The 15,757-nt window shown below is 63.1% G+C and carries 12 protein-coding genes; 10 read left to right on the top strand and 2 right to left on the bottom strand.

Annotated elements, in window-relative coordinates; genetic code table 11:
* Positions 1 to 40: 40 nt before the first annotated feature.
* On the top strand, positions 41 to 871 hold the full coding sequence (locus C6V83_RS11050) for a hypothetical protein (protein WP_105942437.1): 831 nt from the start codon (positions 41 to 43) through the stop codon (positions 869 to 871).
* 15 nt (positions 872 to 886) lie between these two features.
* On the opposite strand, the gene C6V83_RS11045 is transcribed toward C6V83_RS11050, so the two are convergent.
* Positions 887 to 2,065: a PIN domain-containing protein gene (locus C6V83_RS11045; RefSeq protein ID WP_105942436.1), complete on the bottom strand. Its 1,179-nt coding sequence runs from the start codon at positions 2,063 to 2,065 to the stop codon at positions 887 to 889.
* Positions 2,066 to 2,455: 390 nt separating this feature from the next.
* Here C6V83_RS11045 and C6V83_RS11040 point away from each other — a divergent pair, with 390 nt between their 5' ends.
* The 9 genes from C6V83_RS11040 (at position 2,456) to C6V83_RS11000 (ending at position 12,215) form a co-directional block, all read left to right on the top strand.
* Entirely contained in the window at positions 2,456 to 4,309 is a 1,854-nt protein-coding gene (locus tag C6V83_RS11040) for a hypothetical protein (RefSeq protein ID WP_105942435.1), read from the top strand.
* Positions 4,310 to 4,721: 412 nt separating this feature from the next.
* Complete coding sequence (locus C6V83_RS11035) at positions 4,722 to 5,528, top strand: helix-turn-helix transcriptional regulator (RefSeq protein WP_105943877.1); 807 nt, start codon at positions 4,722 to 4,724, stop codon at positions 5,526 to 5,528.
* 55 nt (positions 5,529 to 5,583) lie between these two features.
* A complete protein-coding gene (locus C6V83_RS11030; protein WP_105942434.1) occupies positions 5,584 to 6,300 on the top strand; it encodes a transglutaminase-like domain-containing protein in 717 nt (238 codons plus the stop codon).
* Positions 6,301 to 6,382: 82 nt separating this feature from the next.
* On the top strand, positions 6,383 to 6,769 hold the full coding sequence (locus C6V83_RS11025; protein ID WP_199832495.1) for an ArsR/SmtB family transcription factor: 387 nt from the start codon (positions 6,383 to 6,385) through the stop codon (positions 6,767 to 6,769).
* A gap of 2 nt (positions 6,770 to 6,771) precedes the next feature.
* Positions 6,772 to 7,713 carry a cation diffusion facilitator family transporter gene (locus C6V83_RS11020; protein ID WP_105942433.1) on the top strand — a complete coding sequence of 314 codons (942 nt, stop codon included), beginning with the start codon at positions 6,772 to 6,774 and terminating at the stop codon, positions 7,711 to 7,713.
* Positions 7,714 to 7,835: 122 nt separating this feature from the next.
* The gene (locus C6V83_RS11015; RefSeq protein WP_407646280.1) at positions 7,836 to 9,059 is read left to right on the top strand and encodes a L,D-transpeptidase; all 1,224 of its coding nucleotides are present in this window, start codon (positions 7,836 to 7,838) and stop codon (positions 9,057 to 9,059) included.
* A gap of 94 nt (positions 9,060 to 9,153) precedes the next feature.
* Entirely contained in the window at positions 9,154 to 9,693 is a 540-nt protein-coding gene (locus tag C6V83_RS11010) for a DUF3093 domain-containing protein (protein WP_234353690.1), read from the top strand.
* A gap of 115 nt (positions 9,694 to 9,808) precedes the next feature.
* Entirely contained in the window at positions 9,809 to 10,213 is a 405-nt protein-coding gene (locus C6V83_RS11005) for an ArsR/SmtB family transcription factor (RefSeq protein WP_105942430.1), read from the top strand.
* A complete protein-coding gene (locus tag C6V83_RS11000; RefSeq protein ID WP_105942429.1) occupies positions 10,206 to 12,215 on the top strand; it encodes a heavy metal translocating P-type ATPase in 2,010 nt (669 codons plus the stop codon). The genes C6V83_RS11005 and C6V83_RS11000 overlap by 8 nt, the downstream gene beginning before the upstream one ends.
* Positions 12,216 to 12,387: 172 nt before the next feature.
* On the opposite strand, the gene C6V83_RS10995 is transcribed toward C6V83_RS11000, so the two are convergent.
* The gene (locus C6V83_RS10995) at positions 12,388 to 13,803 is read right to left on the bottom strand and encodes an NlpC/P60 family protein (RefSeq protein WP_234353689.1); all 1,416 of its coding nucleotides are present in this window, start codon (positions 13,801 to 13,803) and stop codon (positions 12,388 to 12,390) included.
* Positions 13,804 to 15,757 lie beyond the last annotated feature (1,954 nt).

The following is a 15,757-nucleotide window of genomic DNA, read 5'->3' as shown; positions in this document are numbered from 1 at the left end:
TTGTCGCCGATCTTAAGCTGCAGCCGTAGTATCACTCTGCGTGACGACATACCCAGATCTGGATAATTATGAGCAGCTGACTGACGAAGTGTATAAGTATCTGGATCGACTGTGGAAATTCGAGGTCGAAAACGATTCGGAGATGGCTGCCGATGACCAGTACCTGGAGCCTGTTAAGAGAACGTCACAGGAGTACGTCTGGCAGCTACTCGGGAGCGCAATCGATCACCTGCGTCTGGTCGGAGAATCCGGGCAACGGCAGCAGGAATCCAATCCCTTCGCCTTCTGCACTCTCATCCGTACCGCCATCACGACAGCTTCAACCGCCCTCTGGATCCTCGGCGCCGACGATCGCGCCACGCGAAGAAACCGGATCCTCCAAGTTGTTGCCGCCGATTACGCGTCGTACATACGGTTCCGAGACACCGTCAAGCAAGGAATGTCCACTCCTGAAGAGGCTGCCGCCTTCGATCGCGAAGGCGACATTCTCGATGAGCGGACGGGTTGGATCATTGCAGAATATGTCGCACCGACCGCGAAACGTCGGACAACATTGAGACAGGTTGAGGGAGAAGTTAGCGACACCGCGATGGTGAAATCGGCAGGGGCACTGCTTGACGCGAGCCAATTCGCTGGCGACATCGACCAGGGCGTTGAGCTCGTTGCTGCATGGCAGTTACTCAGTGGCTATGCCCACGGCCGCCCCTGGGCGTATCAGGCGGCGAAGACGACGTCCGGCCCGGAGTCGCCGGATGGCACAGCGCCAACAACGATCTCTGGTCAGGACTGGCAGATTCTCGGCTGCGCGGCGTTGGCGCTCGCACTGATCCGACTCGCATTTGAGCGGGCTGAAGCGCTGAGCCGAACGTGACAGTGCGTCGGGCTCTCAGCGCGGAGAGATGGACATAAGGTCCAAGGATTCAAGCTCTTCTCCGCTGATGATGAAATTGAACTCCATCTCCACCTCGATGCTCCCCGAGACAAGCACGTACCGCTCGTTCCAATCCGGGTCGATTACTACCCAGGCAGGGTCTCCGTCAAACTGGTCGGCCTTGTGAACGAACCCGTCGTAGTGGACCTCAGCAGGGAAAATCGCCGACCCGAGCGTGGTGTCCCCGTCGAGGTTCTCGTGCGTGTCAATCCAGAGGGCGTCGAGATCGGGCTCGATCGACTCGATTTGAGCGTTCTCAACCTGGCCGGGCAGTGAAAGATCGGATCCGGCCTGGTGCCTGTCGTAGTGTCTACTGATCTCGGTGCCGATCAGCCGGTCGAGTCCGCCAGGCAGAGCGCTCCGCAAGATGTCGCGTTTCGACGCGAAGAACTGGCTAACGTCCTCACCGTCGAACTCATCACGTGCCTCGGCTTCGGCGCCACCTTCCTCGGCATCTTCATCGTCGGCCTCGGCGCTCGCTTCTGTCCGGGTATTTCGGTGTTTTACCGCCTCAGAGAGTTCCTCGACGAGCGTGATCGTGCTGTCCGGCGCGGTAGTTTCGAACGACGCTTTTAGGTGGGGGTGGAGCGAACCGTGTTGCCGAAAATCCTTGTCATTTGTGACGAATAGGACGTCGCGCCCGGATCCGGCTGCCACACGACACACCGTCAGCCACAACAGCGCATCTCTGTATCCCTTGTCTGATTGATCGAATGGCGGATGCCGATCAAGTGACCAGTCCACCAAGGTGGAATGCGAAATGTCGGGTAAGTCGGCGATCTTCACGCCTGCGGCACGGAGTTGACTGCGCATCGTGGCTGCGATCTCATCTCGCCGGGGGAGGACGACCTCGTGCATCGCGTCTGGATCCGGCACGCTGATTGTGAGCCCGGCGCGGGGAGCCCGGTTGACGACCGTCCGTAGGGCTTTCTCGGTTTCGCGACGAGCCTTCGAGATGGCCGCGGCCTCGTGTTGCGCATGTTCCCTGACCACGACATCAGGGACGATAATCTCGGTTCCGTACCCATCGGCGCGGGCCAGGTCGAGGACAGTCTTCCAATGGGATCCCTCGTCGTAGGCAACGCTGTCATTCACCCAGAGCGCGTTCGTGTCGACCACGATGACAAGACCCATACCCGACAGTCTATGGGCCGCTGATGCTGGTGAGCGGAACCGTAGCCTGGCCAGTCCGTGACGGACGTGCCAGCTCCGCGGCACCGAGAGCGCCGTCCGCGCTCCATCTGCGCAGGGCCCGGCCTGACGCCCTGGCGTCGACCTACTCGTGGACGATCTCCGGTCGCTGTCGGCAGTAGAGGACGTCGAAGAGTTAGCCGCCAAGGAGCCACCTGGACGTCTAGGTGGACAACGCCACCGTTCAGCGATCGACACGTGTGTCGGACCGCGGCAAGTGAGTCGGGGAATGGTCCGATTAGAGGTGGACCGCGGCGATGGCTGGTCACGCCGTTCGGCCGCGGGTCACGGGGACACCCGCGGCTTCAGAATGAATGGATTGGGTTGGGCCTGATGAGGATCGAGTGGACGCGACGGACCGGCGACGAGATCGAGGAACTGTTGTCGATGATGATTTGCAGGGTAAGGCCGCATGGCTACCGTATTCGTCCTTCCCAGGGCGATGGCGGTATCGATGTGTGCGTGCCGGCCTCTGAAGGCCACGTGGAGATTTACCAGGTCAAGAAGTTCGCGTCGAACCTCACCTCGGGCCAACAGGCGCAGATCAAGAGATCGCACGCCAGGGTCGCCGATTACGCGAAGCAGCGTGGTTGGACGATCGACAAGTGGCATCTGGTGCTGCCACTGGACCCGACGCCCGGCAACACCACGTTTCTCGAGGAGGAAGTCCAGGCAAAGGCGGACTTTCCCTGCTTCTGGGTCGGCTTGCCGGTGATTGAAGGATGGGTCGCTCTGTATCCAGAGGTGGTCGACTACTACCTCAACGACTGGAACGACCGCCTGAAACGCGAGATAGCAGACTTTCTGAGCATGTCCAGTCTGGGGGTGTCAATCGGCTCGGTACAAGGAACGAGCGTCGCTGTCGATGAGTACGCGGATCTGAGCCCCGCCTTGGCCGTTCCTCGGATTGAAGCACTGGCGCGCACCCTCAATCGACACGACCCGCACTATACGTTTGAGATCCATATCGTCTACCAGGAGCCGACTCGCGCGCTACTCAGGGAGATGAGTTCCTCCTCGGGCGCTGTGGCGATCTCAGTCCGTCAACTTGAGGACTGTTTCATCGTCTTCGCAGTGGTGTCGCGCTGCGTCGAGTCACAGTTCGAACGACCGATCCAGGCAAAGGTCACGCTCGAAGCGAAGGTCGGCAGCGACGCAGAGCGGGACTTACGAGAGTTTCGCATGTACGGAAGGATTCCTGACGCACCGTTTGCGGCGTCGGGGATCTCCCTCGAACTCCCTGGCGGGCTTGGAGGTCAGCTTGGCGCCGGCAACGTGGCGGTGGTTCCTAGCCCGTTGGCGACTCATGAGACAGTTCGACACCGATACACAATCATTGATCCCGATGGTGTCGAATTGGCTTCGCTGGAGGTAGTGAGCCAGGGCAAGACGGTCAACTACGACAACACAGGTCTTTCGCTCTCTAGCACCGACGCATCCGGGGTGTTGACGCTCGAAGTGCTCAGTTCCATCAACCAGCCTGAACCAGTCGCTGCCGGCGAGGGTGACGAGCCGGCGATGCCGACTGTCGACATGATCTTGCGGTATCAGCGCCAGGATCCGAGTGGGAAGTTCCCGGATGAGGTCGAACCTGCACTGCGGTTTCTCGCGCACTTCCACGCACCCAATCTGCTCAATATGGCTCCCGCACGCGGGAACGGTGCAAGTTTCACCCACAAGCTCCCCGTTTCCGAGGGCGCAGATCGTCGCGCCCGGACTGCTGGCGACGAGGCCCAGTACGTGGAGGCGCTTGCTGAAGTACAGAAGCACACCGACGTCGAGCTACGAATCCCCGATCTGTCGACCGAGAGCGATGACGCCCGCAGCAGCGTGAAGTTCGCTGCGCTGATCCTGCGAGGGCAGACTGTATCCGGACACTGGGAAAGCCTGCAATTCGCCGGCGACCTCGACGCCGACCCCGAAGCACCCTTTGCGACGAGACTCGTCCATGACCTCAAAGTCCAGATCGGAGATCGCCTGCTGACTGTCGGACAGGTCGAAGCCACGATCACGGCAGAGGACGGCATCGAGGTCGAGCAGAGCACCGTCGAAGTCGATGGTGTCGAGGTCCACGCCGCCCGGATAGTAGCCAAACGTGGCCCAGGCGTCGTTGCCTACCGTCTCTGGACCGAGGACGCCACAGCAAGTGGGACCGCGAATCAGGGCGAACTCAGCCAGGGGACGTGAGCCGAGCCGAGCGACGAGGCCGAGATGCGGCTCGTCGAATGCCCAGGCGTTCGGCCGACTCGGGTCGTAATCATCGCTGACTCGATCTCCTGTGGGCCCGGCCTGCTCTCACCGCCAGGACATGGGGCACTCGTACAACGAGTCTCTGATCGAACGACGTCACCGATCCGATCGAGTTGATGAAGCAGAACGGGCCACCGGCTAGCTGGTGCCGCGTCCCCGCCGAGGGGGCGCCGGGCGGACATTGCGTGCGCCAGCCGGCTACTGCGGTCGGTGCTTCAGCTGATCGCCCGGCCATCACCCGATAGGTTCGAGGGATCGATGTTGCAGGATCGATCTGGTCGCCAGTCTGGCCTTTGATCGAGTTTGAGCACGACTGAGTGTCGACTGCGGAAGGATGGTCGTCGTTCCGATGACGCGTGTTCCACCGGTGCCGTTCCCGGCGTGGGAGGGGGTGCTGGCGATGGTTCCGGGTGCGGTGTTCTATCGCGGGCCGGGAGGCGATGCCGATAGTCACGCGCACCACGCGATCCAGATCATCGCGTCGCTCGATGGGCCGTTCACGCTGAGCTTCGATCAACACCGCGAGCGAGCGACCGCAGCGCTGATACCCAGCGGCGTGCGTCATGGTCTGACCTGCTCGTCTGGGCGTCTACTGATCGTCCTGGTCGACCCCTTCGGGCCGCGGGGCCGCCGACTGGAGGCTGCGGCGGGCCGTATGACGACTCGGCAGGTCGGCCGCGCCCTGGCTCCGGTCCTGGCTGACTCCGGTGCGGCGCCAGACCCTGGGAGTGCGGTTGATGAGTTCATCGGCGCGCTCGCCCCAGACTCACCCGACAAGGTCAGCGTGCTCTCTGATCCGGTACGGGCGGCGTTGCAGTATCTGGAAGGGGCGGCGCACGCGGGCCCGAGGCTTGCCGAGGCCGCCGCCCAGGCACACCTGTCGCCGTCGCATCTGACTCATCTGTTCAGCCGCGAGGTGGGTATGCCGTTCCGCCGGTACGGAATCTGGGTTCGATTAAGGCGGGCAGCTGAACAGGTCGCTGCGGGCGCGACGTTGACCGATGCGGCGGTCGCCGCCGGGTTCAGCGATTCCGCGCACTTGAGCCGGGTGTTCAAAGCCAACTTCGGACTGAGTCCGTCGGCCCTGCTGGCGATGGCCGTGCGTCGTGACGCTTGGCCCGAAGCCGTCACCGATGCCGATACGCGAGGGTGGTGAAGGTCCGCCGGAAAGTTCAAGGGGTGCGGCCGCGGTCGCCTACAGACTCGATGACATGGACACTCACACGTATCTCCAGGCCACCCCGATCCTCGACTTCGACGATCCTTCGCTCGAAACTCTGGTCACTGATCGCCGGTGGCGAACTCTGCCGGTGTACGAGCGCATAGGAGCGGTCTACGACTTCGTCCGGAACGAGATCGCTTTCGGATACAACGTCTCCGACGAATTGCCGGCCTCGGAGGTACTCGCCGACGGCTACGGCCAGTGCAATACCAAGACCACGCTGTTGATGGCGCTGCTGCGCAGCGTCGGAGTGCCGTGCCGATTCCACGGGGCGACGATCCACAAACGCCTGCAGAGGGGAGTGGTCGAGGGTGTGCTGTACCAGCTGGCCCCCGACGACATATTGCACAGCTGGGTGGAAGTGCGCCTGGATGATCGCTGGATCGAACTCGAAGGAGTGATCCTCGACGAGGACTACCTGACCGGCCTGCGCACGACCGTGGCCGCCGAGGGAGCGTTCCTGGGCTACGGCGCTGGCACCGACGACATCGAAGCCCCTGCCGTCGAGTGGCACGGCGACGATACCGCGATCCAGAAGACCGGCGTCAACAACGATCTCGGCGTCTACGACGCCCCGGACAGCTTCTACCGCCGACACGGAGTGAACCTGACTGGGCTCAAAGGGCTGCTCTTCCGTCACGTGGTCCGCCACCGAATGAACCGCAAGGTCACCTCGATTCGCCGTGCCGGGTGCCCGGCCCGGTGAACCTGCGCCTTCCGGGCCCTGCGCCGTTGCTGACCGCACGTCTCACCTCGACGGAATCGTTACCCGGCGCTATCATCGTCTTATGGCGATGATTGATGGTGGTGCGGTGCCGATCGATGAGGTGTCCACTGCCGCGTACGCGCATCTGTTTCAGGCGCTGGCCGAACCGACCCGCCTCGCGATCGTGCAGCACCTGGCCTCGGGTGAGCACCGCGTGTGTGATCTCGTCGAGCACATGGGACTGGCTCAGTCCACGGTCAGCAAGCACGTCAGCTTCCTCGCCGAATGCGGCCTGCTCACCTGCCGGCCTGAAGGGCGGGCGAGCTGGTATGCGCTGGCAGAGCCCGCACTGCTGCGCATCCTGATCGCGGCGGCGGAGAAGATGCTCGACGCCACCGGCAACCCCGCGGTTCTCTGTTCACATCTGCGTCCCGACGGTGTCGGGGTGGTCGTCGGGAACGGAGCGTAACGGTGGGCGCAGGACACAGCCACGGACCGGCGGAGGGCAGTGCCGGCCGTCCTGGCGACTACCGCAAGAACTTGTGGATCGCCTTCTCGCTGACAGCGATCATCGTTGTGGCCCAAGCGGTCGGGTCGGTCATCACCGGAAGCCTGGCGCTGCTGACCGACACCGCGCACGCGGCCGCCGATGCTTCGGGGTTGTTGGTGGCACTGATCGCCGCGACCCTGATGCTCAAACCTCCGACACCCCAGCGGACGTGGGGGTTCCGTCGGATCGAGGTCCTCGCGGCGCTGGGGCAGGCCACCTTGCTGATCGCGGTCGGCCTGTACGCCGCGGTTGAGGGGATTCGGAGACTGTTCGAGCCCCCGGAGATCAGCGGCGGGCAATTGCTGATCTTCGGGATCATCGGCCTGGCCGCGAATATCGTCGCCCTGGTCATCTTGACCTCCAGCCGCACCGCGAACTTCAACATGCGTGCGGCGTTCCTGGAAGTGCTCAACGACGCCCTGGGCTCTCTCGGAGTCATCATCGCTGCCGTCGTGATCGCCACGACCGGCTTTCAGCGTGCCGATGCCATCGCGGGCCTGCTGATCGCGGCCCTGATCGTGCCGCGTGCGTTCAAGCTGATCCGCGAGACGACGAGCGTCTTGATGGAGTTCAGTCCGAAGGACCTCGATGTCGAGGGCGTCCGCGAACACATCCTCGCGCTCGATCATGTGCTCGGCGTCCACGATCTTCACGCCTCCACCATCGCCACGGGCCTGCCGGTGGTCACCGCACACGTCGTCGTCGAGGACGAGTGCTTCACCGACGGTCACGCCACTGAACTGCTTGAGCAGATCAAGGCCTGCCTCGCCCAGCACTTCGACGTCTCGGTCCAGCACTCGACATTCCAGATCGAGACCGAACGCATCGCCGCGGGGGAACTGGAAACCGTGATTCACCGATAGCCCGCCGACATCCCCCTGACAGCCCCACCGCACCACCCAATGAAGGACTCCGAAAACCCATGTGCCAGCCCTGTAATCTGAGCACCCGACGCCACGACCTGCACCGAACATTCCGCTCAGCGATTCGGTCCGGCCGCGGCCGTAACGTACGCGAGGCAGCGCCGTCGTTGCGCGCGCGTCTGGTGAAGTTCGCGGCGCTGGTGTTGGCCATCGCCGTTCTCTCCTCGTGTAGCGCCTCATACGGCAGCGACGTGCAGCCCGGCGACAATGTCGCCGATCTTATGAAGCCCACCATCTCGGTGGCCAAAGAAGGCGGCGGCCGGCTGGCACCCAATTCAGTCGGGGTCGAACCCGGGCTGCCCATCGTTGTCACTGCCAACGACGGAATCCTCGCGAAAGTGAATATCCCGAAATCCGACGGCAGCGCCCTCGACGGACGGATGAGCGAGGACGGCAGCACGTGGACCAGTACCGAGGCGCTGGGCTATTCAAAGCGCTATTCCCTGCAGGCCGAGGCGGTCGGTGTCGGTGGCCGCGCAACGGTGTCTCAGCGGTTCACCACGACCTCCCCGGGGTCGCTGACCAGTGCGGTGATTCTCGGTGAGAGGACCGTGGGGATCGCCCAAACCGTCGGTATCCGGTTCACCGATCCCATCCCGGATCGCACGAAGGCGCAGAACGCCATCAAGATCACCTCTGACCCGCAGGTCGAGGGCGCGTTCTACTGGATCAGCAACTCCGAAGTTCGGTGGCGGCCCGAACACTTCTGGAAACCGGGCACCAAGGTGAGTGTCGCGGTGAACATCTACGGTGTCGATCTCGGTGACGGCCTATACGGCGACAAGAACTCGTCGTATGACTTCACGATCGGCCGGGCCCAAGAGATCTTCGCCGATGACAACACCAAGACCATCGTGGTCAAGCGCGGAGACAAAGTCATCCGAACGATGCCGACTTCCTTCGGTAAAGACAGCACGGCAACACCCCGCGGGATCTACATGATCGGCGATCGTGTCGAGCACATCATCATGGACTCCTCGACATACGGCGTCCCTGTCGAATCGGCGGCGGGATACCGCACACCCGTCGATTGGGCGGTTCAGATGTCCTACAGCGGCATCTACATGCATGGAGCTCCGTGGTCGCTCTGGGCGCAAGGCAACAGCAACGTCAGCAACGGCTGCCCGAACCTGAGCCCCGCGAACGCCGAGTGGCTGGTGAAGAACACCCTGCGAGGAGACCCGGTCACCGTCAAGAACACCAATGCCGAAGTCCTCTCCGGCACCGACGGCCTCGGCGACTGGAACATCCCCTGGTCGGTATGGAAGAAGGGCAACGCCGAATGACACCGATAAGGGCACCTCGCCCTCGCAGCACGCACGATCGGATGCGACCGGCACGGGCACACGACCTGCGATCGACACCGCACGGCCACCTGCGGTGAGCACCATCTCGACCAGCGCACCCGCGCCGGCGCCCGACAGGTACTTCGAACGGCTGACCGTGCCACTGTGGTGGTGGCCGTTCGCGTCAGGACTGGTGGCACTACTGGGCTACGAGGTGCAGATGGCGGCATACCAGCGGCCCTGGGCCATCATCACCTATCCGATCCTCGGTGTGCTGGTCGCCTGGCTGTTGTTCTCGTTGAGCAGGATGAAGATCCGCGTCGACGCCGACGGCACCCTCTATGCCCACAAGGCCATGCTCCCTGCCGACGCCATCGCACGCGGCGCCTCCGTACCGCCGTCAGCCCGCAGCGCCGCGATGGGCCGCCAACTCGACCCGGCGGCCTTCCTGGTCTACCGATCGTGGATCAAGCCGATGGTGCTCCTGGTCCTTGACGACCCTGAAGACCCCACCCCGTACTGGCTCATCTCCACCCGGCACCCCGAGAAGGTTCTGGCCGCGATGGGACTGGTCGACGCCGCCACCTCCGGCCAGATCGCACCGGCCACAGAAGAAGACTCCACCGACACCTGATCGTCGTCAACGCTGACAGATCAAGGCGGGAGGCCACGTTCTGATGCGTACCGGAGACCCTCACGCGATTGACAAGCGGACCCACTATCATATCAATATAGGTCAGAATATTGATATGTCTGATGAGCGTGATGATCTGTGTGACCTGCTCTGCCTGGACCTGCCGCACGCCGAGCGGATTCGCGGTGACCTGCCTGATCTGGCCGATGTGGAACGGCGAGCAGTTCAGGCCAAGGCGCTCGCCGATCCCACGCGACTGCGGGTAGCGGCGGCGTTGCACGTCGGGAATGAGTTGTGTGTGTGCGATGTCGCTTGGGTGTGTGGCAGCGCTCAGAACCTGGTTTCGCACCACCTGAGGCAGTTGCGATCGGCCGGGCTCGTCTCCTCGCGACGTGACGGTCGCCTGGTGATGTACTCACTCACCGAACGAGGTCGCGGACTCCTCGTCACCCTCCTCAACGACGAGGTGCTGACTGACTCGCGTCGAAGCGGCGAGGATGAGATGGTGCGCGATGTCTGAGGTCTGCTGCGGTACGACGCCGGCCGCTGCCGGAGCAGAACCGGTCCCGGATTCGGCGTCCGGCGAGCGGATTTGGCAGGTTCGTGAACTCCAGTACGCGGTCGTTGCAGTCGTGGGCCTAACGGCCGGGTGGCTGTTCGAGCGGGCCGGGATGCACTCTGCAGGCGCCGGCCTGGAATTGGCGTCCGCGGCGGTGGCGGCACTGTCGTTCGTTCCGGAGTCAGTGAGGGCGTTGGCACGCGGGAAGGTCGGCGTCGGCACGTTGATGACGATCGCGGCGATCGGCGCGGTAGCGCTGGGACAGTATGGCGAAGCCGCCATGCTCGGGATCTTGTTCTCGATCGCCGAAGGGCTGGAGCATTACGCGGTGTCGCGGACCCGGCGCGGTTTACGGGCACTTTTGGCGCTGGTACCACCGGTGGCGTCGGTGATCCGCGACGGTCGCGAGGTACAGGTCGAACCCGACGAACTGGTGCTCGGTGACGTCATGGTTCTGCGGCCCGGGGAGCGTGCGGCCACCGACGGAGTGATACTTCGTGGGCGGACCACTCTGGATGTCTCCGCGCTGACCGGCGAGTCTGTGCCGATCGAAGCCTGCCCCGGCGATGATGTCCAGGCCGGTGCAATCAACGGTGGTGGAGCGATCGAGATGACGGTCACGGCGCGGGCGGCAGACAGTTCACTCGCCCGGATCGTGCACATCGTGGAGGAGGCGCAAGAGCGGAAGGGCAGCGCGCAGCGTCTGGCCGACCGTGTGGCCCGCCCACTGGTTCCGGCCATCATGATCCTGGCCGCGGCTGTGGCGGCGATCGGCCCGGTGCTCGGTGATCCGCGGGTCTGGATCGAGCGGGCGCTGGTGGTGCTGGTCGCGGCTTCGCCGTGTGCGCTGGCGATCGCGGTCCCATTGACAGTCGTCGCGGCCGTCGGTGCGGCATCGCGCCGCGGTGCGCTGGTGAAAGGTGGCGCTGCGCTGGAACGACTCGGAGCGGTCAAATTTATCGCGCTCGACAAGACCGGAACCCTGACCCGCAACGCGCCGGAAGTCATCGAGACTCTGGCGGTCGCTGGTACTGCGGCCGGAGAGGTCCTCGCCGTCGCGGCGGCACTGGAGGCCCGAAGCGAACATCCGCTGGCGCGTGCGATCCTCGATGCCGGGCCCAAAGAGGTCCCGGCCGCCGACGGCGTGACCGCGGTAGCGGGGCACGGCCTGTATGGCACGCTCGGTGCCTCCAGCCTGCGGCTGGGTCGACCCGGATGGATCGGCAGTGGACCGCTCGAAGACGACATTGCTCGACTTCAGGAGCAAGGAGCCACCGTCGTTCTCGTGGAGCGTGACGGGCTGCTGATCGGTGCCGTCGCGGTGCGCGACGAGCTTCGTCCGGAGGCTCCAGAGGTGATTGCGCGGCTCGACGCGCTCGGTATCACCACAGCCATGCTCACCGGTGACAACCCGCGGACCGCAGCAGCGCTGGGTACCCAGGCGGGCATCGGCGAGGTGTATGCCGAACTACGCCCCGAGGACAAGGCTGAGGTCCTCACCCGGATCGCGGCCGGGCGCCCCAGCGCGATGGTCGGGGACGGGGTGAATGACGCACCCGCGCTGGCCACCGCCGACGTGGGGATCGCGATGGGCGCGATGGGTACCGATGTTGCGATCGAGACCGCCGACGTCGCCCTGATGGGCGAAGATCTACGGCATCTTCCGCAGACGGTGTCACTGGCTCGGCGGGCGCGCCGGATCATGCTGCAGAACATCGTGTTGGCGCTCGCCATCATCGTGGTACTGATCCCACTCGCTGGTGCCGGCGTGCTCGGCCTCGCCACCGTGGTGCTGATTCACGAGTCCGCCGAGGTGCTGGTAATCCTGAACGCGATCCGTGCCGCGCGGGTGAAGGACGACGCCGCTCTGGCGCAGGTGGTGGAGGTCGACGAGTCAAAGCCGCACACCGTCGCCGTGCCGCTGCTCCATACGCCCGATGACCCGTGCTGTTCGGGAAAGTAGCGGGGCGATTCGGGGGTATTCGTCTAGGAGTCCCCGGGCGTGGGGCCTGCTGGATCTGGGCTGGGTCTGCACCAACTGCGCGGGACGTGCCGCGCGAGGGAGTGTCGCCAGCGCAGCGATCCCGCTCCCCGACGGCTCCGGCACGTCCCGACTTTTCGGTGACGTAGTGGGATCAGAGCATCCGTACCACTTGCGAGAGCGCTCCGGGGCGGACGGGGGAGATCTTCACGACGTCACCGGAAGCTGGGGATTCGAGCATGGTTCCGTCCCCGAGGTAGAGCGCGACGTGTGCGCTGCCGCCGGGACCCCAGAACAGCATGTCGCCGCGTTTCATCTCTGAGAGAGGGAACTGCGGGCCGGCGGTGAATTGATAGCCCGAGTACTTGGGAAGGTCGATGCCGACGGCGGCGAAGCCGTACACCATCAGGCCCGAACAGTCGAAGCCGACCTTGTTGTAGTCGCCGTACGAGTCGGCGACACCGCCGTCCCGGACGCCCAGGGTGGGCCCGTTGGCATTGCCGCCACCCCACGCGTACGGCACACCCAACTGCGACTTCATCCGGTTAACGACCACTTCGATGCCCTGCGCGCCACGCAAGCCCGGCTGGACCTGTCCACCCTCGCCGCCCAGGAATCCCAATCGGTTCAGGAGGCTCCCGTTGCCGCTGAGGCTGCCATTGAGTGGCATACCGCCGATCCCGAGCTCGTTGAGCAGTTCGGACTGAGGCACCTGAGGGTCACCGATGAGGGCAGCGATCAGTTCCTGTCCGGCATCAAGGGCGAGCTTGGCGATGGCGGCCGCAGGGTCGGCCTCCGGATCACCTTCGATCTTGGTGGGAGGTGGCACGCCGAGCACTTCGCTCAGGGCGGGCGCCTTGCTTTTGCCACCCTTGACAGTATTGAGCTTCTGCACCAAAGCCTTGCGCTGATTGAGCAGTGCCGAGCGCTTACCGCGTTCCTCGCTGATGGCCTTGCGCGCATCGGTCACCGCCGCCAACGCGACGTTGCGGCGGTTCTCAGCGCCCTTGGCCGCGGCCGCGGTCTGTTTGCGGGCTACCTTGGTCGCGGCCGCACGATTGCTCTGCTGACTGCGCAGCTGCTGGAGATTGCGGATCACCGTGCGCTGGTGCCGGGCGAACTGATCAGCGCCGGTGACCTTCTCCAGTACCTTCTCCGGATCCGATGAAGAGACGTAGTCAGTCATCGACCCCAGGTTGTTACCCTGCCTGTTGAGGGTGCGCAGGAACGCGTCGAACTCGCGTTGGGCCGCGTCGACCTTCTTCTTGGTTGTGCGCAGCGATGCCTGCGCCGAGTCGTCAGCGGCCGCGGCCAGGCCTTGAGCAGCGATGGCGTTCTGGAAGTCGACCAACGTCTTGTTGACGTTCTGCTTCTTCGTCTCCACCGCGGAGGAGAGGTCTGCCAGGTTCTGGTCGACGGCAGCGATCTGGTTCACCAGTTTCGCGACCGGTGAGGTCTCATTCTTGGGCTCGGCACCGGCGGTGCCGGCAGTCAGCACGCCGACGAAGAAGAGAGCCCCGACGGTGCTTCCTCGCAGCGCGGTGCGTGCGCTGTTCGTTGCTCGCTTCAACCGACGCACTCCTAGCATTCCCATGAACCACTCACGACTCACTGCCCTCATACACCACGCCTACCTCACAGATGATCAGCAGTGCCTTTGACCAATGTACGTCGCATCCGACACACCTGAAAAGTGCAAGTACCGAATCACAAACTAGTGATTAACCTGCAGAAACGCACTGATCAGCGAAGACTGCGCTACAACGGTCGCTACATAACGGTTGGACAACTATCCGCTACGCGATAGGGGGACCACATGCTGTTTCCGAGGGCGAGGCCCCGTGCCCCGGTCCGCACTACCTGATGTCCGCCGGCCCTGCTGGTTGGCTCGGCGCGGTCCCACGCTGCCTGTGCGGCGGGCCCGGATTTCGGCGTCGGTGGCGCAAAGATGCCGGCTTCGTGAGGGCATCCGATTGACTCGGCCACTGTCGACGGAGGGGTAGAATGATGATGCTGTTTGATTCTCGGCGCGACCTACAGCGACGAGGGCGCTTAAGCCCAACCCGCTTTCCGACTTCTGCATACGGACAATTGCCGAGGCCGAAAGTGCGGAGTTCGGTGAGGTGTCAACACTCTGGCCCTTATCCGGATACGTGCTTTGCAGCAGCACGTGTGCTTCCGCCAGATAGGCGAATCTGCGTTCGAATCAGACACGAAAGGGGATCTAATCATGGGTACCGTTGTCTCGGCACAATATAGACTGCCTCATCATCTTTGGGTTGACTACTCGGTCATCGGAAGCACCTTCGATACCTACATCGGCCCGATTCGGGTGAAGATCATAACTCCGACGCGGTCGAGTTCATCCGTAGCCGAGACCGTCCGTCCTGATGTGTCGGGCGTGCCAGACGACGCATGGTCGCCAGCAGATGAGTGGTCGAAAACCTACGCAGGATTCGGTACAGACAACGAGACCGCGCTACTACGAATCGGCTTGGAGCTGTCCGAAGGAGCGCGCACGATCCCCAGCTATCTGCCATATCCAGAGAATCCTGAGACTGAGGCCCAACGGTCCGAGAAGATCGGGTCGATAACAGCGGCATGCATGGATGAGTGGTTCACGAGAATCGCCGAATGGACGTCCGTTGTAACAGGGGAGGATGTCAACCCCCGACATCCGGTATTCGACGCTACCGTCATCGGCGGGGGATTCGAGTACTGGAGTGGCAGTAGTTGGCAGGGGGGAGGATTTCGATTTACGATGCCTGAACCGAGAGCACTTACAAGTCTCTCTCTGCAGGCAATTCTTGACCGGGTCGCCGATTTTGAACGTCCACCATTGGAGCACCTACTCATCTGCGATAGCGTCGGTGCCATACGCCGAGAGGACCCTCGAAAAGCCGTCCTGGACGCAGCAACGGCCGTTGAGGTGTGCCTCATACGACTCGTCGACGAAGTCGAGAAATCCACTGGCGTAGGGTGCAAAGGGAAGGACAGCCGAGGCTTGATTCCGCGGTCTCGGTGGCTAGAGGGAAATTCGGCTTCATACGCTGCGGAACCCGGTTTGGCGAAGTTGGCCGATGCTCGAAATGGTGTCATTCATGCCGGGGATTCACCATCGCACGACGAGGTGAATCAGATTGTCAGGACCGCTATTGCGATAGTCGGACAACATGGTCGATCGCCCGATCCTCGTCAGCCTACAGCTACGCCATAGCCCGCTGCGCTTCGTCCGCCGGGAGATTTCAGAGAAAATACCTTACCGCAATTCGTGGCAATCGCTAGCGTTTACCAAAGGGGAAGATACAAATCACTCCTGAAGCTGGTCGATTCCGAATGTTCCCTCGCTTGCAGAGCTTCTTATGATCACTAATCTCTTCGTGCAGGTTTGTTTGCAGCTATGCTGAAGATGTTGACTAGGTGCGCGTTGTTCGTGACTGGGGGTCGCCAGATATCTGAACTTCAGATGCTGCGAAGGTCAGCTCGGATGTGGCAATATCAACGAGGCGCACAAGGTCATCGAT

It is taken from the genome of Gordonia iterans (assembly GCF_002993285.1).
Taxonomy (GTDB): Bacteria; Actinomycetota; Actinomycetes; order Mycobacteriales; family Mycobacteriaceae; genus Gordonia; species Gordonia iterans.
Note: the sequence above shows the minus strand (reverse complement) of the source record. Positions and strands in the feature narration are given on the sequence as shown.